At 72.2% G+C, this 19045-nt stretch carries 19 protein-coding genes and 1 pseudogene; 11 read left to right on the forward strand and 9 right to left on the reverse strand.

Annotation, left to right across the window (positions count from 1 at the left end; genetic code table 11):
• Nucleotides 1-25 precede the first annotated feature (25 nt).
• From cobM to cobC, 6 genes are read left to right on the forward strand one after another with little or no spacing between them, the layout of a single operon-like run.
• Complete coding sequence (cobM, locus tag AC3ETA_RS33410; RefSeq protein WP_432196637.1) at nucleotides 26-844, forward strand: precorrin-4 C(11)-methyltransferase; 819 nt, start codon at nucleotides 26-28, stop codon at nucleotides 842-844.
• Entirely contained in the window at nucleotides 841-2079 is a 1239-nt protein-coding gene (gene cbiE, locus AC3ETA_RS33415; protein ID WP_432196638.1) for a precorrin-6y C5,15-methyltransferase (decarboxylating) subunit CbiE, read from the forward strand. Before cobM ends, cbiE begins: the two co-directional genes overlap by 4 nt.
• The gene (gene cobJ / locus AC3ETA_RS33420; RefSeq protein ID WP_432196639.1) at nucleotides 2076-3776 is read left to right on the forward strand and encodes a precorrin-3B C(17)-methyltransferase; all 1701 of its coding nucleotides are present in this window, start codon (nucleotides 2076-2078) and stop codon (nucleotides 3774-3776) included. Before cbiE ends, cobJ begins: the two co-directional genes overlap by 4 nt.
• Nucleotides 3773-4363, forward strand: a complete 591-nt coding sequence (locus tag AC3ETA_RS33425) for a precorrin-8X methylmutase (RefSeq protein WP_432196640.1) — start codon at nucleotides 3773-3775, stop codon at nucleotides 4361-4363. The genes cobJ and AC3ETA_RS33425 overlap by 4 nt, the downstream gene beginning before the upstream one ends.
• A complete protein-coding gene (locus tag AC3ETA_RS33430; RefSeq protein ID WP_432196641.1) occupies nucleotides 4360-5292 on the forward strand; it encodes a sirohydrochlorin chelatase in 933 nt (310 codons plus the stop codon). The genes AC3ETA_RS33425 and AC3ETA_RS33430 overlap by 4 nt, the downstream gene beginning before the upstream one ends.
• Complete coding sequence (gene cobC / locus AC3ETA_RS33435; RefSeq protein WP_432196642.1) at nucleotides 5282-6343, forward strand: Rv2231c family histidinol phosphate aminotransferase CobC; 1062 nt, start codon at nucleotides 5282-5284, stop codon at nucleotides 6341-6343. The genes AC3ETA_RS33430 and cobC overlap by 11 nt, the downstream gene beginning before the upstream one ends.
• Before the next feature lie 34 nt (nucleotides 6344-6377).
• Here cobC and AC3ETA_RS33440 read toward each other — a convergent pair whose 3' ends face one another.
• From AC3ETA_RS33440 to AC3ETA_RS33460, 5 genes are all read right to left on the reverse strand, one after another.
• A complete protein-coding gene (locus AC3ETA_RS33440; RefSeq protein ID WP_432196643.1) occupies nucleotides 6378-7286 on the reverse strand; it encodes an SCO1860 family LAETG-anchored protein in 909 nt (302 codons plus the stop codon).
• A gap of 255 nt (nucleotides 7287-7541) precedes the next feature.
• The gene (locus tag AC3ETA_RS33445; RefSeq protein WP_432196644.1) at nucleotides 7542-8633 is read right to left on the reverse strand and encodes an amidohydrolase family protein; all 1092 of its coding nucleotides are present in this window, start codon (nucleotides 8631-8633) and stop codon (nucleotides 7542-7544) included.
• A gap of 64 nt (nucleotides 8634-8697) precedes the next feature.
• Entirely contained in the window at nucleotides 8698-9492 is a 795-nt protein-coding gene (locus AC3ETA_RS33450) for an amino acid ABC transporter ATP-binding protein (protein ID WP_432196645.1), read from the reverse strand.
• Nucleotides 9489-10322, reverse strand: a complete 834-nt coding sequence (locus AC3ETA_RS33455) for an amino acid ABC transporter permease (protein ID WP_432196646.1) — start codon at nucleotides 10320-10322, stop codon at nucleotides 9489-9491. The genes AC3ETA_RS33450 and AC3ETA_RS33455 overlap by 4 nt, the downstream gene beginning before the upstream one ends.
• Nucleotides 10323-10327: 5 nt before the next feature.
• Nucleotides 10328-11176, reverse strand: a complete 849-nt coding sequence (locus tag AC3ETA_RS33460; protein WP_432196647.1) for an ABC transporter substrate-binding protein — start codon at nucleotides 11174-11176, stop codon at nucleotides 10328-10330.
• A 185-nt stretch (nucleotides 11177-11361) separates the two neighbouring features.
• Between AC3ETA_RS33460 and AC3ETA_RS33465 the strand changes: the two are divergent.
• The 5 genes and pseudogenes from AC3ETA_RS33465 (at nucleotide 11362) to thpD (ending at nucleotide 15422) form a co-directional block, all read left to right on the forward strand.
• Nucleotides 11362-11894 (forward strand): annotated as a pseudogene (locus tag AC3ETA_RS33465) (DinB family protein).
• Between the two features lie 305 nt (nucleotides 11895-12199).
• The gene (ectA, locus tag AC3ETA_RS33470) at nucleotides 12200-12706 is read left to right on the forward strand and encodes a diaminobutyrate acetyltransferase (protein WP_432196648.1); all 507 of its coding nucleotides are present in this window, start codon (nucleotides 12200-12202) and stop codon (nucleotides 12704-12706) included.
• A gap of 28 nt (nucleotides 12707-12734) precedes the next feature.
• On the forward strand, nucleotides 12735-14006 hold the full coding sequence (gene ectB / locus AC3ETA_RS33475) for a diaminobutyrate--2-oxoglutarate transaminase (RefSeq protein ID WP_432196649.1): 1272 nt from the start codon (nucleotides 12735-12737) through the stop codon (nucleotides 14004-14006).
• Nucleotides 14007-14107: 101 nt separating this feature from the next.
• A complete protein-coding gene (locus tag AC3ETA_RS33480) occupies nucleotides 14108-14512 on the forward strand; it encodes an ectoine synthase (protein WP_030950026.1) in 405 nt (134 codons plus the stop codon).
• A gap of 7 nt (nucleotides 14513-14519) precedes the next feature.
• Nucleotides 14520-15422: an ectoine hydroxylase gene (thpD, locus tag AC3ETA_RS33485; RefSeq protein ID WP_432196650.1), complete on the forward strand. Its 903-nt coding sequence runs from the start codon at nucleotides 14520-14522 to the stop codon at nucleotides 15420-15422.
• An 18-nt stretch (nucleotides 15423-15440) separates the two neighbouring features.
• On the opposite strand, the gene AC3ETA_RS33490 is transcribed toward thpD, so the two are convergent.
• The 4 genes from AC3ETA_RS33490 to AC3ETA_RS33505 form a co-directional block, all read right to left on the reverse strand.
• The gene (locus tag AC3ETA_RS33490; protein ID WP_432196651.1) at nucleotides 15441-16442 is read right to left on the reverse strand and encodes a maleylpyruvate isomerase family mycothiol-dependent enzyme; all 1002 of its coding nucleotides are present in this window, start codon (nucleotides 16440-16442) and stop codon (nucleotides 15441-15443) included.
• A 48-nt stretch (nucleotides 16443-16490) separates the two neighbouring features.
• Nucleotides 16491-17096, reverse strand: coding sequence for an RNA polymerase sigma factor (locus AC3ETA_RS33495; RefSeq protein WP_432196652.1), 606 nt, complete (start codon nucleotides 17094-17096; stop codon nucleotides 16491-16493).
• 41 nt (nucleotides 17097-17137) lie between these two features.
• The gene (locus AC3ETA_RS33500; protein ID WP_432196653.1) at nucleotides 17138-18187 is read right to left on the reverse strand and encodes an aminotransferase class V-fold PLP-dependent enzyme; all 1050 of its coding nucleotides are present in this window, start codon (nucleotides 18185-18187) and stop codon (nucleotides 17138-17140) included.
• Nucleotides 18188-18282: 95 nt separating this feature from the next.
• On the reverse strand, nucleotides 18283-18999 hold the full coding sequence (locus AC3ETA_RS33505; protein WP_432196702.1) for a DsbA family oxidoreductase: 717 nt from the start codon (nucleotides 18997-18999) through the stop codon (nucleotides 18283-18285).
• Between the last annotated feature and the right edge of the window lie 46 nt (nucleotides 19000-19045).

Genomic DNA, 19045 nt, shown 5'->3' on the forward strand with positions numbered 1-19045 from the left:
TACCTGTAGGAGAGGACCGATCCCCATGGCCGATGCCCCCACCGGCAAAGTGACCTTCGTCGGTGCCGGCCCCGGCGCCGCCGATCTGCTGACGTTCCGTGCCGCGCGCGCCATCGCCGAGGCCGACATCGTGATCTGGGCGGCCAGCCTGGTCCAGGCGGAGGTCCTCCAGCACGCGCGAAAGGACGCCGAGATCCTCGACTCGGCGACCATGTCCCTGGAGGACGTCGTCGGCGTGTACGAGCGGGCGTGGGCCGGGTGCCTCAAGGTCGCCCGTGTCCACTCGGGCGACCCGGCGCTGTGGGGCGGCACGCAGGAGCAGCTCGACCGGTGCGCCTCGATCGGCATCGCCACCGAGGTCGTCCCCGGCGTCTCCGCCTTCTCCGCCGTGGCCGCGCTCGCCCGGCGGGAGCTGACGATCCCCGAGGTCGCCCAGTCCGTGGTGCTGACCCGGCTCGGCGGCGGCAAGACGCCGATGCCGCCCGGCGAGGAGGTGCGGGAGTTCGCCAAGCACGGCACGACGATGGCGATCTTCCTGTCGGCCGCCCGCAGCGGGCAGCTCGTGCGGGAGCTGCTGGAGGGCGGGTATCCGACGTCCACGCCGGTCGTCGTCGCCTACCAGGCGACCTGGCCGGAGGAGCTGGTGGTGCGGTGCACCATCGGGACGCTGGAGGAGACCGTCAAGGAGCACAAGCTCTGGAAGCACACCCTGTTCCTGGTCGGCCCGGCGCTCGACGCCCACGGCACGCGCTCGCACCTGTACCACCCCGGTCACTTCCACGGGTACCGCAAGGCCGACCCGCAGGCCCGCAAGGCCCTGCGGGAGCGGGGAGCCGGCACGTGATCACCGTCGTCGGCACGGGGACGGGCGAGCCGCTGCCCGAGGACGTCCTCGCCGGGGCCGAACTCGTCGTCGGGGGGCGGCGGCACCTGGACGCCGCCGCCCCGGGCGACGACGTGGAGCGGGTCGTGCTCGGGGCGCTGGCTCCGGCTCTCGACACCATCGCGGAGTACGTGGAGAAGGACCGGCTCGTGGTCGTGCTGGCCTCGGGCGACCCCGGGTTCTTCGGGATCGTGCGGGTACTGGCGGAGCGGTTCGGGTCGGAGCGGCTGCGGGTGCGGCCGGGGGTGTCGTCCGTCGCCGCCGCGTTCGCCCGGATCGGGCTGCCCTGGGACGACGCGGTCGTCGTCAGCGCGCACGGGCGGGAGCTGCGTACGGCCGTGAACGTGTGCCGGGCCCGTCCGAAGGTGGCCGTGCTGACCGGCCCGGGTTCCGGGCCCGCGGAACTGGGCGCGGCGCTCGCCCGCAAGGCCGACGCGCGGGTGCTCGTCGTCGCCTCCGCGCTGGGTACCGGGGACGAGCGCGTGGAGCGGGTGACGCCCGCCGAGGCCGCCGCGCGTGACTGGGGCACGTCCGTGAACGTGGTGCTGTGTCTGGACCCGGCGCGGGCGCTCGGCGGGCCGCGCACGGTCGCCGGGGCGGGTGCCGGGCCGACCGAGTGGGCGCTGGACGAGGGCGAGTTCGCCCACCGCGACTCGATGATCACCAAGTTCGAGGTACGGGCGCTCGCCCTGGCCCGCCTCGGCCCGCACCTCGGCGACCTGGTGTGGGACGTCGGCGCGGGCTCGGGGTCGGTGGCCGTGGAGTGCGCGCGGCTGGGTGCCGCCGTCACCGCGGTCGAGAAGACCCGGGACGGGATCGAGCGGATCCGCGCCAACGCCGACGCGCACGGCGTCGACGTCCATGTCGTGCACGGCGCGGCGCCCACCGTCCTGTCCGACCTGGAGGCCCCGGACGCCGTGTTCATCGGCGGCGGGGGGCGCGAGCTGCCGGCCATCGTCACCGCGTGCGCGCGGCGCGCCCGGCGTGCGGTGGTCGTCGCGATGGCGGCGCTGGACCGGGTGCCGGCCGCCCGCGAGGCGCTGAGCTGCGCCGGGTTCGACTGCGACGGGGTGCTGCTGCACTCCTCGCGGCTCGCGCCGCTGCCGGGGGATGTGACGCGGCTCGCGTCGACGAATCCGGTGTTCCTGTTGTGGGGTGTCAGAAAGCCCCTGGACCGTGAGGGAGTTGATCGGTGATCGGCCTCATTTCCGCCACCGCGGCGGGGGCGGCGGCGCGGGACCGGCTGGCCGCGGCGTGGCCGGACCGGGTGCGCGTGTACGACGGGCCCGTCGGGGACGCCGTGCGGCGGGCGTTCGCGGAGTGCGAGCAGCTCGTGTGTTTCCTGGCGACCGGCGCGGTCGTCCGGCTGATCGCCCCGCTGCTGGGTGACAAGGCGTCCGACCCGGGTGTGGTGTGCGTCGACGAGGGCGGGCGGTTCGCCGTGTCGCTGGTCGGCGGGCACGGCGGCGGCGCCAACGAACTCGCCCGTGAGGTGGGTGAGTTGCTGGGCGCCGAGCCGGTGGTGACGACGGCGACCGATGCCGTGGGGGTGCCCGGTCTGGACACGCTCGGGCTGCCCGTCGAGGGCGATGTCGCCGGGGTCTCGCGAGCGCTGCTCGACGGGGAGCCGGTGGCGCTGCGGGCCGAGGTGGCCTGGCCGCTGCCGCCGCTGCGGGCCGGCGCCGAGGGGGCGTACACGATCCGGGTGACGGACCGGCTGGTGGAGCCCGGCGAGCGGGAGGTCGTGCTGCGTCCGCCGTCGCTCGTCGTCGGCGTCGGGGCGTCCAGGGGCGCGCCGGCCGACGAGGTGCTCGGGCTGGTCGAGAGCGCGCTGCGGGACGCCGGTCTGTCCCCCGTCTCCCTCGCCCGGCTCGCCACCGTCGACGCCAAGGCCGACGAGCCCGGCATCGTCGAGGCCGCCGAGCGCCTCGGTGTCCCGCTCGTCACCCACTCCGCGGACGAGCTGGCCGTGGTGGAGGTCCCCAACCCCTCCGACGCGCCGCTGGCCGCCGTGGGCACCCCCTCGGTCGCCGAGGCCGCCGCGCTCGTCGGCGGCGGTGAACTCCTCGTACCGAAGCGGAAGTCCGCGCGTGCCGACGGGCGCCCGGCGATGGCGACCTGTGCCGTCGTACGGCGTCCTGGGCGCGGGCGGCTCTCGGTCGTCGGTCTCGGGCCAGGCGCCCGTGACCTGCTGACGCCGCGTGCCAGGGCGGAGCTGCGGCGGGCGTCGGTGCTGGTCGGGCTGGACCAGTACGTCGACCAGATCCGCGACCTGCTGCGGCCCGGCACCCGGATCCTTCAGTCCGGGCTCGGCGCCGAGGAGGAGCGGGCGCGCACGGCCGTCGAGGAGGCCCGCAAGGGGCAGGCCGTCACGCTGATCGGCAGCGGGGACGCCGGCGTGTACGCCATGGCCTCCCCCGCGCTCGCGGAGGCGTCCGACGACATCGACGTGATCGGCGTACCGGGGGTGACGGCCGCGCTCGCCGCCGCCGCGATCCTCGGCGCCCCGCTCGGCCACGACCACGTGTCGATCAGCCTGTCCGACCTGCACACTCCGTGGGAGGTCATCGAGCGGCGGGTGCGGGCGGCGGCCGAGGCGGACATCGTGGTCACCTTCTACAACCCCCGTTCCCGGGGGCGCGACTGGCAGCTGCCCAAGGCACTGGCGATCCTCGCCGAGCACCGGACGCCCACGACGCCGGTCGGGGTCGTACGGAACGCGTCGCGGCCGGACGAGTCCAGTCGGCTCACGACACTGGGCTCCCTGGACCCGGCGACGGTCGACATGATGACGGTCGTGACCGTCGGCAACACGGCGACCCGGGACGTCGCCGGGCGCATGGTGACGCCGCGCGGCTACCGCTGGCAGGCATCGCAGGAGGGCCCGAGGTGAACCGAGTCGTCCATCCGATAGAGGTGGAGTCCTACCGGCGCATGCGTGCCCGGCTGGACACCTCGCACCTCCCGCCGCTGACCCGGGCGGTGGTGGAGCGGGTCGTCCACTCGGCCGCCGACCTCGACTACGCGTCCGATCTCGTCATGGACGAGGGGGAGCTGGCGAAGGCGCACGCGGCGCTGCATGCCGGGGCTCCCGTGGTCACCGACGTGGAGATGGTGGCCGCCGGGATCACCCGCCGCGAGACCGTCTGCCGGCTCGGGGACGCCGTGGCCGGTCCGGGGCTGACGCGTTCCGCGCACGCGATCCGGCTCGCCCACGAGCAGGTCGGTCCGGGTGCGCTGTGGGTGATCGGCAACGCGCCGACCGCCCTGGAGGAGCTGCTGACCCTGGACGTCTCCCCCGCGCTCGTCATCGGCCTGCCCGTCGGCTTCGTCGGCGCGGTCGAGTCCAAGGCCGCGTTGCGCGAGAGCGGGCTGCCCGCCGTGAGCAACGTGTCCGAGAAGGGCGGCTCGGCCGTGGCCTCCGCCGCGCTCAACGCCCTGCTGTACCACCCCGTTTCGCACTCCGAGGAGAAATCGTGACCACCCCGCCGCCCGCCCTGCTCATCGCCGGTCATGGCACCCGGGACGAAGCCGGAGCCGAGGCGTTCCGCGACTTCGTCCGGGAGCTGGGGCGCCGCCACCCCGAACTGCCCGTCGCGGGCGGCTTCATCGAGCTGTCCCCGCCGCCGCTGGGCGAGGCCGTCACCGAACTGGTCGAGCGCGGCGTCCGGCGGTTCGCCGCGGTGCCGCTGATGCTGGTGTCCGCCGGGCACGCCAAGGGCGACATCCCGGCCGCACTCGCCCGCGAGAAGGAGCGCCACCCCGGGATCTCCTACACCTACGGCCGCCCGCTGGGCCCGCACCCGTCGCTGCTGTCCGTGCTGGAGCGGCGGCTGGACGAGGCCCTCGGCGCCGAGGGCAGCCGCACGCCCGGCGACCGGGCCGAGGTCACGGTGCTGCTGGTGGGGCGCGGCTCGACCGACCCGGACGCCAACGCCGAGGTGCACAAGGCGGCGCGGCTGCTGTGGGAGGGGCGCGGTTACGCGGGCGTGGAGACGGCGTTCGTGTCGCTGGCGGCGCCGGACGTGCCCAGCGGGCTCGACCGGTGCGTGAAGCTGGGGGCACGGAAGATCGTCGTGCTGCCCTACTTCCTGTTCACCGGGATCCTGCCGGACCGGGTGCGCCACCAGACGGAGGGCTGGGCTGCCGCCCACCCGGAGATCGACGTGCGCTCGGCGGACGTCATCGGTCCCGAGCCGGAGCTGCTGGACCTGGTGATGGAGCGCTACGAGGAGGCCGTGAAGGGCGACCTGCGGATGAACTGCGACTCGTGCGTGTACCGCATCGCGCTGCCCGGCTTCGAGGACAAGGTCGGCATGCCGCAGCAGCCGCACTTCCACCCGGACGACGACGACCACCACCACGGGCACGGTCATCACCACCACGGCGCCCACTCGCATGCCCACTGAGGCGCACGACCTGCGCCATCACGGCGACGCGGAGGTCCGTGACGACGGCTCGGCGCTGGTCGACCTGGCCGTGAACGTCCGCGCGGACACGCCGCCCGGGTGGCTGCGCGAGCGCATCGCCGGGTCGCTGGGCTCGCTCGCGGCCTACCCGGACGGGCGGGCCGCGCGGGCGGCGGTCGCGGCGCGGCACGGGCTGCCGACGGAGCGGGTGCTGCTGACGGCGGGGGCGGCGGAGGCGTTCGTGCTGCTGGCCCGCGCCCTGAAGGTGCGCCGGCCGGTGGTCGTGCACCCGCAGTTCACGGAGCCGGAGGCGGCGCTGCGGGACGCCGGGCACACCGTCGACCGGGTGCTGCTGCGGGAGGAGGACGGCTTCCGGCTCGATCCGCGGGCCGTCCCCGAGGACGCCGACCTGGTGGTGATCGGCAACCCGACCAACCCGACGTCGGTCCTGCACCCGGCCGGGTCGATCGCCGAACTGGCGCGGCCCGGGCGGACGCTGGTGGTGGACGAGGCGTTCATGGACGCGGTGCCGGGCGAGCGGGAGGCGCTCGCCGGGCGGACGGACGTGCCGGGTCTGGTGGTGCTGCGCAGCCTGACCAAGACCTGGGGGCTGGCCGGGCTGCGGATCGGCTACGTCCTGGCCGCCCCGGAGACCGTCGCCGAGCTGGAGAGCGCCCAGCCACTGTGGCCGGTCTCCACGCCGGCGCTGGCCGCCGCCGCGGCCTGTGTGTCGTCGCAGGCGCTGGCGGAGGCGGCCCACGCGGCCCACCGCATCGCCGCCGACCGGGCCCATCTCGTCGCGGGACTGGCCGACTTCGCGGCGGCGGGGCTGCGGGTGGTGGAACCGGCCGAGGGCCCCTTCGTGCTCGTACGGCTGCCGGGGGCGGCCGCGGTGCGCCGGCACCTGCGCGACCTCGGGTACGCGGTCCGGCGCGGGGACACCTTCCCCGGCCTCGGCGAGGAGTGGCTGCGCCTCGCGGTGCGGGACCGCGCGACCGTCAGCGGGTTCCTGCGGGCACTGGAGCGGGCGCTGAAGTCGACGGCGCGCTGAGCCGGCGCGCCGTCCGCTTCCGTGCGCCTCGCGGTCAGTTGCGGCCGCGTCGGGCCACGGCCACCGCGCCGCCGCCCACGAGGAGCAGGGCCACCGCGCCGCCCGCGATGTACGGCGTCATGGAGTTGCCGCCGGTCTCGGCGAGCCCCTCGTCGGCGGGCCCGCCCTGGGGCTTCACGTCGCCGGCCGGTTCGGTGCTCGGCTCGGCCTGCTGCTCGGGCGCGGCCGGGGTCTCGCAGGTCGCCTTCGCCAGCGTCAGGGTGCCCTCGACCTCGGCGACGTTCAGCTTCAGCGGATTGACGGAGACCTTGAGTTCGAGCGCGGTGGCGGCGGCGGTGCGCGAGGTCTTCTCGGTCTTGGAGTAGTCGAGCCGCACCTCGCCGACGCCGGGCACCTCGACGTTCGTGGTGCCGCCGGCGGTCAGCGTGACCTTCTTGCCCAGCACGGTGACGTCGCCGAGCAGGTTGGAGGAGGCGGTCGGCGCCTTGCCGGCCTCGCAGGTCGCCCTGGAGGTGACCTGGCCGACCTCGATGAGCGACAGCAGCGGCAGGCCGGGGACGTGGACCTTGGCGTGGGCGAGGTTGGTGTACCCCTCGGCCCTGCCGTCCTCGACGGTCGCCTTGGACCGGGCGACCTCGGCGTTCAGGACGCTGAAGGGCCGGCCGCCGTCGACGCCGTTCAACTCGGCCGTCAGGGTGGCCTTCTCGGCGCTCTGCGGCGCCTGGACCTCGTTCAGGGAGACCGCGAGCGGGACGTTCACGGTCTTGTTGAGCAGGGAGACGTCGAGCCCGGTACGGAGCACGACGGCGCTCGCGCGACCCTCGTCGCCGGTCGCGTGTGCGGGGCCCGCGACGCCCATGACGACCGGGGCGGCGGTCAGGGCGGTGGCCGTCGCGACGGTGGCGAGACGGCGTGCGGGCAGGCGGAAGTTCTTGCCGTTCAAGGTGGGGACCCCCAGAGGAGACTTGCTCGGGACCCGGCAAGAATTGCGCACTGAGAGTGAACAGTCAGCATTCCGGCGCTACTTCACTCCAACGTGACTTTCCCGTGAACCTTTTCGAATCCCCGGGCACGGATGTTCCTTCAAGTCACCGCTGTACCCCCTCCTGTGCGAGCGCGCGTGTGGCGGCATCGGCGCACGCCAGGGAGGCTGCGCAACAGCCTGGTCCGACGCCTGTCACGCTGAGTGAACGGGCGGCTAGCCGACGACCCGCCCGTCGAGGACGATCCGCCGGGGTGCCGCGAGGACGCGGACGTCCGCGCGGGGGTCGCTCTCGTACACCACGAGGTCCGCTGCCGCGCCCTCCTCCAGGCCCGGCCGGCCGAGCCAGGCCCGAGCCCCCCAGGTCGTCGCCGCGAGGGCCTCCACGGCGGGGATGCCGGCGGTGACCAGCTCCGCCACCTCGGCCGCCACGAGCCCGTGCGGCAGGGTGCCGCCGGCGTCGGTGCCGACGAAGACGGGGATCCCGGCGTCGTAGGCGGCACGGACCGTGTCGTAGCGGCGCTCGTACAGCCGGCGCATGTGGTCCGACCAGCGCGGGTACTTGGACTGGCCGCCGTCGGCCAGGTTCGGGAAGGTCGCGATGTTGACGAGGGTGGGGACGATGGCCACCCCGCGCTCGGCGAACAGCGGGATCAGGTCGTCCGTCAGGCCCGTGGCGTGCTCGACGCAGTCGATGCCGGCCTCGACCAGGTCCCTCAGCGAACTCTCGGCGAAGCAGTGCGCGGTGACCCGGGCGCCCAGCCGGTGCGCCTCCGCGATGCCCGCCTCGACGGCCTCGCGGGGCCAGGTGGGCGCGAGGTCCCCGAGGTCGCGGTCGATCCAGTCGCCGACCAGCTTGACCCAGCCGTCGCCGCGCCGGGCCTCCTGGGCGACGTAGGCGACCAGGTCCTCCGGCTCGATCTCGTGGGCGTAGCCGCGGATGTAGCGGCGGGTGCGGGCGATGTGCCGGCCGGCCCTGATGATCTTCGGCAGGTCGTCACGGTCGTCGACCCAGCGGGTGTCGGAGGGCGAGCCGGCGTCGCGGATCAGCAGGGTGCCCGCCTCACGGTCGGTGAGGGCCTGCTTCTCGGCGACGTCGTCGTCGACCGGGCCGTGCGCGCCGAGGCCGACATGGCAGTGCGCGTCGACGAGACCGGGCAGGACCCAGCCCTGAACGGTACGGACGTCGTGGGCGCCGACGGGACGGTCGTAGGAGATCCGGCCGTCGACGACCCACAGTTCGTCCCGGACGTCTTCCGGGCCGACGAGAACCCGGCCTTTTACATGCAGCACCGCACGATTGCTCATGCCACGCACGATAGTTCGTCGGCTGCGGGTTCCTTGAGGCTGGTCGCGCAGTTCCCCGCGCCCCTTACGGGGCGCTCTCCTCGTCCTCGACCTCGGCCATCGCCGGGTCCAGCAGCCGGGACAGGAAGTGGCGGGTCCGCTCGTGGGCCGGGTTGCCGATGACCCGGTCCGGGGTGCCGTCCTCGACGACCACTCCGCCGTCCATGAAGACGACCCGGTCGGCGACCTCGCGCGCGAAGGTCATCTCGTGCGTGACGACCATCATGGTCATGCCCTCGTCGGCGAGCATGCGCATGACCGCCAGGACGTCCCCCACCAGCTCGGGGTCGAGCGCGGACGTCGGCTCGTCGAAGAGCATCACCTGCGGGCCCATGGCGAGGGCGCGGGCGATGGCGACGCGCTGCTGCTGGCCGCCGGAGAGGGACGCCGGGTACGCGGTCGCCTTCTCCGACAGGCCGACCCGCTCCAGGTTCTCGGCGGCGACCTTCGCGGCGGCCGCCTTGTCACGCCCGAGGACCCGGCGCTGCGGCAGGGTGAGGTTCTCGGTCACCGTGAGATGCGGGAACAGGTTGAACTGCTGGAAGACCATGCCGATGCCGCGGCGTACGGCGTCGATGTCGACGTCCGGATCGGTGAGCTCGGTGCCGCCGACGAAGACCTGGCCCTTGGTGGGCTCCTCCAGCAGGTTGACGCACCGCAGCAGCGTCGACTTGCCCGAGCCGGACGGGCCGATGACGCACACGACCTCGCCCTGCGCGATCTCCAGGTCGATGCCGCGCAGCACCTCGTTGTCGCCGAAGGACTTGTGCAGGCCGCGGACCTCGATCTCCGCGGCCGGCTCGCGAAGGCTCTCGCTCATTTCACTGCCTCCTGGGCCTTGGCCTCCATACGGCGTACGACGAAGCCGAGCGGGATCGTGACCAGCAGGTAGCACAGGCCCGCGACCAGGATCGGCGTGGAGTTGGCGGTCTGGCTGGCCAGGTCGCGCCCGAACTTGGACAGCTCGCGCTCCTGAAGCGTCACACCGAGGAACAGCACCAGCGAGGAGTCCTTGAACAGCAGGACGAGTTCGTTGGTGAGCGGCGGCAGGATGATCCGGAACGCCTGCGGGATGATGATCGAGATCATGGCGCGGGCCGGCGAGAAGCCGAGCGAACGCGCCGCCTCCATCTGCCCCTTGGGCACCGCCTGGATGCCCGCGCGGATCGTCTCCGCCATGTACGCGGCGGCGACCAGGCCGAGCGCGAGCGCGACCTTGCCGTAGGTGCCGCCCGGGATCTCCGTGCCGGGGAAGGCCAGGGGTACGGCCACGCCGATGAAGATGAAGATCAGCAGGGCGGGCAGGCCGCGGAAGATCTCGATGTAGATGCCGGCGACCCAGCGGTAGGGGCCCACGGACGACAGCCGCATCAGCGCGATCACCATGCCGAGGACCAGTCCGACGACGAAGCCCGACACGGTGTACAGCACGGTGTTCTTCAGCGCGAGGGTGATGACGTCCGGGAACATCTCCCGGGCGATCGACCCTTGCGCGAACTGGTTCTTCAGCCGGCCCCAGTCGGCCGCGACCGCGAAGGCGATCACGGCCGCGACGAAGACGACGTACTGGACGCCGCGCGACAGGCTCCGCTTCTGGCGCCGGGTCAGGCCCTGCTTCTTCGGCCGGAGTGGTACCTCTGCGCCGCTCATCGGGCTCAGGCGGCGGGCGACGGAGAGGCGGCGGACTCGTCGTACGGGCCGATCCACTGCTCGTACAGCTTCTTGTACGTGCCGTCGGCCTTCGCGTCCTTGATCGCCTTGTTGACGGCCTCGCGAAGCTTGTCGTTGCCCTTCTTCACCGTGACGCCGTACTGCTCACCGGTGTTGACCTGCTCGGCGACCTCGAAGGCGGCGGCGTTGGCCTTGTCCTTCAGCCAGCCCTGGACGACCGGGTAGTCGATGACGACGGCCTCGACCTGGCCGGTGCGCAGGCCGTTGAGGACGGCGTCGGAGGACTCGAAGGAGACCGGGTCCAGGCCCTTGCTCTTGGCGTAGTCCTCGCCGGTGGTCTGCGCCTGGGCGCCGACCTTCTTGCCCTTGAGGTCGGCGAAGGAGGAGATGCCGCTCTTCCTGTCGACCAGGACGGCCTGGGTGGCCTCGAAGTACGGGTCGGAGAAGTCGACGTTCTTCTTGCGCTCGTCGGTGATGGTCATGCCGGCGGCGGCGAGGTCGCACTCGCCGGAGTTCAGGAAGGCGCCCGTCTTGAAGTTCTCGAAGGGCGTGTCGAGGATCTCCTGCTGCACGCCCAGGTTCCCCGCGACCAGGTCGATCAGGGCGACGTCGAAGCCCTGCACCTTGCCGTCGATCTCCGACTGGAAGGGCGGGTAGGGCAGGTGGGTGCAGGTGGTGAGCCGGCCCGCCTTGACGAGCTCGACACCGCCGGCCGCGGTCTTCGAGCCGCTGCCGCCGTCGTCGCTGGAGGAGCAGCCGGCCACGAGCACCAGCCCGGCCGTCGCGGTGGTGGCGGCCAGAATGCGGGTCCGGCGCCCGAGGGTCGTCTTCACGGGGGGCCTCCTGTGAGGGAACATTGAGTTCCGATTATAAGGAAACGTTTGGGGTCCTCAAACCAATCCGATGGCTCCGTGGCCGCCGGACCTAAGAAGTCGGGAGCGGTGGGCGATATCGGGCGCCCGGTGCGGGGTGCCGGGGCGCCGTGCCACGCCCCGGTGCCCCGTGCCAGGCTCTCCCTATGACCGCCGACACCCCCCAGACCCTCCCCGACGGCCGGCTCGTCCCCCTCATGACCGGCGACGAGCGGCCCATGCTGGAGAGCTGGCTCGACTTCCATCGCGCCACGCTGGAACTCAAGTGCGCGGGACTGGAGGACGCGCAGGTGCGCAGTACACCCGCCGGGCCCTCGGAGCTCTCGTTGCTCGGACTGGTGCAGCATCTCGCGGAGTGTGAGCGCAACTGGTTCCAGCGAGTGGCGGGTGGGCTCGAGCTGCCGCCGGTGCACGGCGAGGAGAAGTGAGCGGGTACGGGCTCGAACCCGGGCGCGGGATCCGTGAGGCGCTGGACACCTGGCGGCGGGAGATCGCCCGAGGGCGCGAGGTGTGTGCCGGGCGGGCGCTGGAGAGTGCGGGGCGGATCGGGGAGGGACCGATGGCCGGGGCGGAGGTCAGCCTGCGATGGGTGTTCCTGCACTTGATCGAGGAGTACGCGCGGCACAACGGTCATGCCGACATTCTGCGGGAGCACATCGACGGGGTTACCGGAGCTTGAATTCAGGGTAATTCTGGAATTCTTTTCCAGGGCAGCTCCCCATACTCTTCTGCCCGCTTTCTCCGAACCTAAACGCAGAGATTTCACGAGCGTCGACCGGACTAATTCGGTCAGGTACCGAGAGAGTTACACTTCTGTGACGCGTTCCACATCGCGACCGTTTTGTGCGGTATTAAGGGGGCGAAAAGGGCATCTCGCCCCCTCTGGGGCGCCTCCCTCACGCCCGCGTGATAACACATCACCGCGTCACACGTAACCCCATCCGGCCATGCAATTTCGAATTTCACTCGGTAAATTCAATTCGCATGACTGCCGCACAAGCAGACCTGCAAATCGACCGTCCGGCGGTGGCCGACGGGGCCGCGCTGTGGCGTATTGCCAGAGACTCCAAAGCCCTCGACCTCAACTCGTCGTACAGCTATCTGCTGTGGTGCCGCGACTTCGCCGGCACGTCGGCCGTCGCGCGCGACGAGCGCGGGGAGCCGGTCGGCTTCGTCACCGGGTACGTCCGCCCGGACCGCCCGCACACCCTCCTCGTCTGGCAGGTGGCCGTGGACGACGCGTACCGCGGCCGCGGCATCGCCGCCGCACTGCTCGACGGACTCGTCGCGCGGGTCGGCCGCGAGTACGGCGTCACGAGCGTCGAGACCACCATCACCCCCGGCAACACCGCATCCGATCGGCTGTTCGACTCCTTCGCCGAGCGGCACGGCGCCGCCCTGGAGCGGGAGGTGCTCTTCCCCACCGGCCTGTTCCCGGACGGACCGCACGACCCCGAAGTCCTGTACCGCATCGGCCCCCTTTCTCTCTGACACCCCACGCAACGAGGAGCGATTCGTCGTGACCATCACCCAGCCCGACCTCAGCGTCTTCGAGACCCTCGAGTCCGAGGTGCGCAGTTACTGCCGCGGCTGGCCCACAGTCTTCGACCGCGCGCGGGGCAGCCGTATGTACGACGAGGACGGCCACGAGTACCTGGACTTCTTCGCCGGCGCGGGTTCGCTGAACTACGGGCACAACAACCCCGTCCTGAAACGGGCGCTGATCGACTACCTGGAGCGTGACGGCGTCACGCACGGGCTCGACATGTCCACCAGCGCCAAGCGGGTCTTCCTGCAGACCTTCCAGGACCTGGTGCTGCGTCCGCGGGACCTGCCGTACAAGGTCATGTTCCCGGGCCCGACCGGCACCAACGCCGTGGAGTCCGCGCTGAAACTGGCGCGCAAGGTGAAGGGCCGCGAGGCCATCGTGTCCTTCACCAACGCCTTCCACGGCATGTCCCTGGGCTCGCTGGCCGTCACCGGCAACGCCTTCAAGCGGGCCGGCGCCGGCATCCCGCTGGTGCACGGCACCCCCATGCCGTTCGACAACTACTTCAACGGCGCGGTCGAGGACTTCCTGTGGTTCGAGCGGCTCCTGGAGGACCAGGGCTCCGGCCTCAACAAGCCCGCCGCCGTGATCGTGGAGACCGTGCAGGGCGAGGGCGGCATCAATGTCGCCCGTCCGGAGTGGCTGCGGGCGCTCGCCGAGCTGTGCGAGCGGCAGGACATGCTGCTCATCGTGGACGACATCCAGATGGGGTGTGGTCGTACCGGGGCCTTCTTCTCCTTCGAGGAGGCCGGCATCACCCCGGACATCGTCACCGTGTCCAAGTCCATCAGCGGCTACGGCCTGCCCATGTCGCTGTGCCTGTTCAAGCCCGAGCTGGACATCTGGGAGCCGGGTGAGCACAACGGCACCTTCCGCGGCAACAACCCCGCCTTCGTCACGGCCACCGCCGCCCTGGAGTCCTACTGGGCCGACGGCAGCGCGATGGAGAAGCAGACCCGGGCCCGCGGTGAGCAGATCGAGCAGGGCCTGATCGCCATCTGCGAGGAGAACCTCCCCGCCGTGAAGGAGTACCGGGGCCGCGGGCTGGTGTGGGGCATGGAGTTCCACGACAAGGAGCGGGCCGGCCAGGTCGCGCGCCGCGCCTTCGAGCTCGGACTGCTCGTGGAGACGTCCGGCCCCGAGAGCGAGGTCCTCAAGCTGCTGCCCGCGCTCACCATCACCCCGGACGAGCTCGACGAGGGGCTCCGCATCCTGGCCCGCGCCGTCACCGAGACCGCCTGACCGGCGCCGAAAGACCCCCGGCCGACGGACGGCCCGCCCGATGGGCCGTCCCTCCGGCCGGGCGCACCGAGTACACCCCACCTAGGAGGCATCGCAGCACTGTGATCGTCCGTTCGTTCAAGGACATCGAAGGCACCGACCGCCATGTGAAATCGGCGTCCGGCACCTGGGAGAGCAAGCGCATCGTCCTCGCGAAGGAGAAGGTCGGCTTCTCGCTGCACGAGACGATCCTGTACGCGGGTACGGAGACGTCGATGTGGTACGCGAACCACATCGAGGCCGTCGTCTGCGTCGAGGGCGAGGCCGAACTGACCGACCACGAGACCGGGCTGACGCATGTGATCACGCCCGGGACCATGTACCTCCTGGACGGCCACGAGAGGCACACACTGCGGGTGAAGGAGGACTTCCGCTGCATCTGTGTCTTCAACCCGCCCGTGACCGGCCGCGAGGACCACGACGAGAACGGGGTGTACCCGCTGCTCACCGAGCCCGAGGAGGTGTGAGAACCCCATGACCACCGCCATGACCGGAAACGTCACCGATCTCTACCCCAGCCGCGGCGCCACCGAGGTGTCGACGCCGCGCCAGGACCCCGTCGTGTGGGGCGCTCCCGACACGCCGGGCCCGATCGCGGCCGGCGACCTCCAGTCGTTCGAGCGTGACGGCTTCCTCGCCATCGACCAGCTGATCGGCGCGGACGAGGTGGACGTGTACCACCGCGAGCTGGAGCGGCTGATCGCCGACCCGGCGATCCGCGCGGACGAGCGGTCGATCATCGAGCCGAAGTCCAAGGAGATCCGCTCCGTCTTCGAGGTGCACAAGCTCAGCGAGGTGTTCGCCGCCCTGGTGCGCGACGAGCGCGTCGTCGGCCGGGCACGGCAGATCCTCGGCTCGGACGTGTACGTCCACCAGTCGCGGATCAACGTCAAGCCGGGCTTCGGGGCCAGTGGCTTCTACTGGCACTCGGACTTCGAGACCTGGCACGCCGAGGACGGTCTGCCGAACATGCGGACGGTGTCCGTCTCGATCGCGCTGACCGAGAACCACGACACCAACGGCGGGCTGATGATCATGCCCGGCTCGCACCGGACCTTCCTCGGGTGTGCGGGGGCCACTCCGAGGGACAACTACAAGAAGTCCCTCCAGATGCAGGACGCGGGCACGCCGTCGGACGAGGCGCTGACCGAGATGGCGTCCGAGTACGGCATCAAGCTTTTCACGGGCAAGGCCGGTTCGGCGACCTGGTTCGACTGCAACTGCATGCACGGCTCCGGCGACAACATCACGCCGTTCCCGCGCAGCAACGTGTTCATCGTGTTCAACAGCGTGGACAACGCGGCGGTGGAGCCCTTCGCGGCTCCGATCCGGCGCCCGGAGTTCATCGGTGCACGGGACTTCACGCCCGTGAAGTGAGCACCGCGCAGGTGCGTTTCACAGCCACGCCAGCGACGCGGCCCGCTCCAGTACCTTCCGTACGGCGGCCGCGTCGCCCGTGGTTCCCCGGGGCACCGCCTCCGGGGCGTACCGTCCGCCGACCAGCAGGCAGAAGTCGTACGGATCGAGACTGAGTTCGGCCTGTACGGGCTCGTCCGCGGAACCCAGCACCCACTCCTCGCCCCCGGTGACCGAGAACAGCACCGGGGGCGCGGTCGGTCCCAGGGCCAGTCCGAGGACGCGGACGGCCAGGCGGACCAGCCGCTCCAGGTGCTCCGGCGGCGGCAGCGGAACGGCGAGGCCCAGCGCGCGGCCGAGGTCGTCGGTGTGGATCCACGTCTCGAAGCCGCGCACCAGGAAGTGGTCGGCGACGGGCAGCCGCATCCCCATCAACGTCACGGCCCGCGCGGCGAGTTCGACGTCCCGGGCCTCGGGCGTGCCGAGCAGCTGCCCGGCCTGCGCGGCCCAGTCGGCCACGGTCTCCTCGGGCGTACGGCCGTGCTCATGGGCGATGACGTCGGCGCTGCGGCGGATCCAGGCGTCCTCCCAGTGCGCGCCCTCCTCGATGTGCGAGGGCGGCACGCGCGCGTCGACGCCGAGCCGGCCGGCCAGGTGCTCGTCGGCGGCCAGGAGGTGGGCGACGGTGGCGTGCGCGTCCCAGTCGTGCACGACCGGCGTGGTCCAGCGGCCCGCCAGCTCCGGCAGCAGGGCCTTGAGCCCGGCGACCGCCGCGGCGTAGGGGGCGGCGTGCGCGGCGACGCGGGCGAGGGGGGTCCGGGTGCGCAGCGCGAGGGAGAGCACCCCGTCGGACGACCGGGTGGGAGCCGTGAGCGGCGTCCCGTCGAGCAGCCGTACCGTCTCCTTCAGCCTCGCCGCCTCCGCGGCGCAGCCCTCGCACCCGGCCAGGTGCCCCGAGACCGTCTCCGCCTCGGCCCGGTCGAGGGCGCCGAAGGCCCAGGCGGCCAGCAGATCACGCACGGCCTCGTGCCCGTCGGTCATCGCGTCCCTCCTCTGCGTGCCCGTTGCCCGCGAGTACCCCTCTCGCCATCATGCGCCCCTTTCGAGCGCGGGGTCGGGCGGGTCCGCCAAAGTTTCCGCCAAGGAGCGCAGGGCGCTGCGCAGCCGGGTCTTGGCGGTGCCCTCGGGTATGCCCAGCTCGACGGCGGCCTGCCGGTAGGTGCGGCCGGCGAAGTAGGCGAGGTGCACGACCTCGCGCTGCGGCTGCGGTAGTTCGGCGAGGGCGGTGTGCAGCAGCAGGGAGCGCTCGCGGTCGACGACCGTCTCGTCGGGGCCGGGCCCGGCGTCGGGGATGGCCTGGAGCGCCGAGTCGTCGGCGCCGGCGTCCTTGCGGTGCCGGGCCTCGCTGCGCACCCAGTCCACGGCCCTCCGGTGGGCGAGCACGGACAGCCAGGTGCGCAGCGAGCCACGGCCCGCGTCGAACGTGTAGGGCCGGCTCCACAGATGGGCGAAGACCTCCTGCGCCACGTCCTCGGCGGCGGCCGGGGAGCGGGTCACGCGCACGGCGACCCGGCGCACCAGCCCGCCGTACGCCACGTACACCTCGGCCAGCGCGGACTCGTCGCCGTACACCAGCCGCCGGTGCACCTCCGCGTCGGCAGGCGGCGGTGCGGAGGTACCGCCCGTGGACTCCACGTGCCCTTCCTAGCGTCCCGGCAGGGGCCGGCGCCAGGGGTTCAGTCGGAGAGGACGCCGAGCAGCCGGTCGACATCGGCGGGCGTGTTGTAGAGGTGGAAGGCCGCGCGCAGGTTGCCCGCGCGGTCGGAGACCTCCACTCCGGCGGCGCTCAGCGCCTCCTGGCGGCTGCCGAGTCCGGGCACGGAGACGATCGGCGAGCCGGGCGAGGGGACGGGCTCGTGGCCGAGGGCGGCCAGGCCCGCGCGGAAGCGGTCGGCGAGAGCGAGGTCGTGGGCGCGCACGGCGTCCACGCCGAGTTCCTCCAGCAGTTCCAGGGAGCGGCGGGCGCCGGCGTAGGAGAAGAGGGCGGGGCTCTCGTCGAACCGCCGTGCGGAGTGGGCCAGTTCGGCGATGGGGCCGTAGCACGCGTCCCAGGGGCGCTCCCCCGCGACCCAGCCGGCGAACAGCGGGGTGAGGCCGCCGAGGTCCTCCGGGACGACCAGGAAGGCCACGCCCCGCGGGCAGACGAGCCACTTGAAGGCGACGGAGGCGGAGTAGTCGTAGGCGTCCGCGTCGAAGTCCAGCCATCCGCTCGCCTGGGACGCGTCGATGTACGTACGCGCCCCGTGCTCGCGCGCCGCCTGGCGGATCGCGGGCAGGTCGGCCACCCGGCCGTCCGCGGACTGGGCGGCGCTGACCGCGACCAGGGCGGTGCCGGGCCGCACGGACTCGGCGATCCCCTCCAGCGGCACGCTGCGCACCTTGAGGTCGGGGCGGACGTGGAAGGGGTTCACGAGGGAGCTGAAGTCGCCCTCGGCGGTGAGGACTTCGGCGCCCGCCGGGAGGGAGGCGGCGATCAGGCCGCTGTAGACCGCGACGGAGGCCCCGGCAGCCACCCGGCGCTCGGGGACCGAGACGAGCCGTGCGAAGGACGCGCGGCTCGCCTCGACGTCCGAGAACATGTCGGTCGGCCGCCCGGCCGCCGCGGCCTCCACGGCGGTGTGCATGGCGGCGACGGTACGGGCGGGCAGCAGGCCGGTGCTGGCCGTGTTCAGGTAGGTGTTCTTCGGCGTGAACTCGGTGCGGACGAGGCTCTCGAAGGTCTCCATGGCTCCACTGTGGGCCCCGGAGAACTAACAGTCCATTGCCTATTTTTGCGTGGTTTCGCCAAGGATCCCTTATAGATCCGCCGTCACCTGCGCTTTCAGTGCTGCGGCACCGCGCACCCGTCGGGGCCGCACGCGTCCGCGTCACCCTGGTCGATGAGCCGAAGCGGGGACCGCTCGCCCCACGCCTGCGTCAGGGCCTGCTGGAAGACCTCGGCGGGCTGGGCGCCGGAGACGCCGTACTTGCGGTCGAGGACGAAGAAGGGCACGCCGTTCGCGCCGAGCTCGGCGGCCTCGCGCTCGTCGGCGCGGACGTCGTCGGCGTAGGCGTCCGGGTCGGCGAGGACCTTGCGGACGTCGTCGGCGTCGAGTCCCGCGGCCACCGCCAGCTCCACGAGCCGCTCGTCACCCTCGGAGAACACGGACCGCTCCTCGGCGAAGTTCGCCTGGTACAGGCCCTGGATCAGCTCGTCCTGGCGGCCCTGCTCCTTGGCGAAGTGCAGCATCCGGTGCATGTCGAACGTGTTGCCGTGGTCGCGGCCCTCGGTGCGGTACGCGAGGCCCTCCGCGGCAGCCTGCGCACCGAGGTTCTCCTCACCGGCCTGCGCCTGCGCGGCGCTCATGCCGTACTTCTTGGTGAGCATGGTGATGACGGGCTGGATGTCGCCCTTGGCGCGCCCGGGGTCCAGCTCGAAGGAGCGGTGCACGACCTCGACCTGGTCGCGGTGCGGGAAGGCTTCGAGCGCCTTCTCGAAGCGGGCCTTGCCCACGTAGCACCAGGGGCAGGCGATGTCGCTCCAGATCTCGACGCGCATGTCTTCGGCTCTCTCCAGCTCGGACGGATACGGAGACACCCTCCGC

It is taken from the genome of Streptomyces sp. bgisy027 (assembly GCF_057710365.1).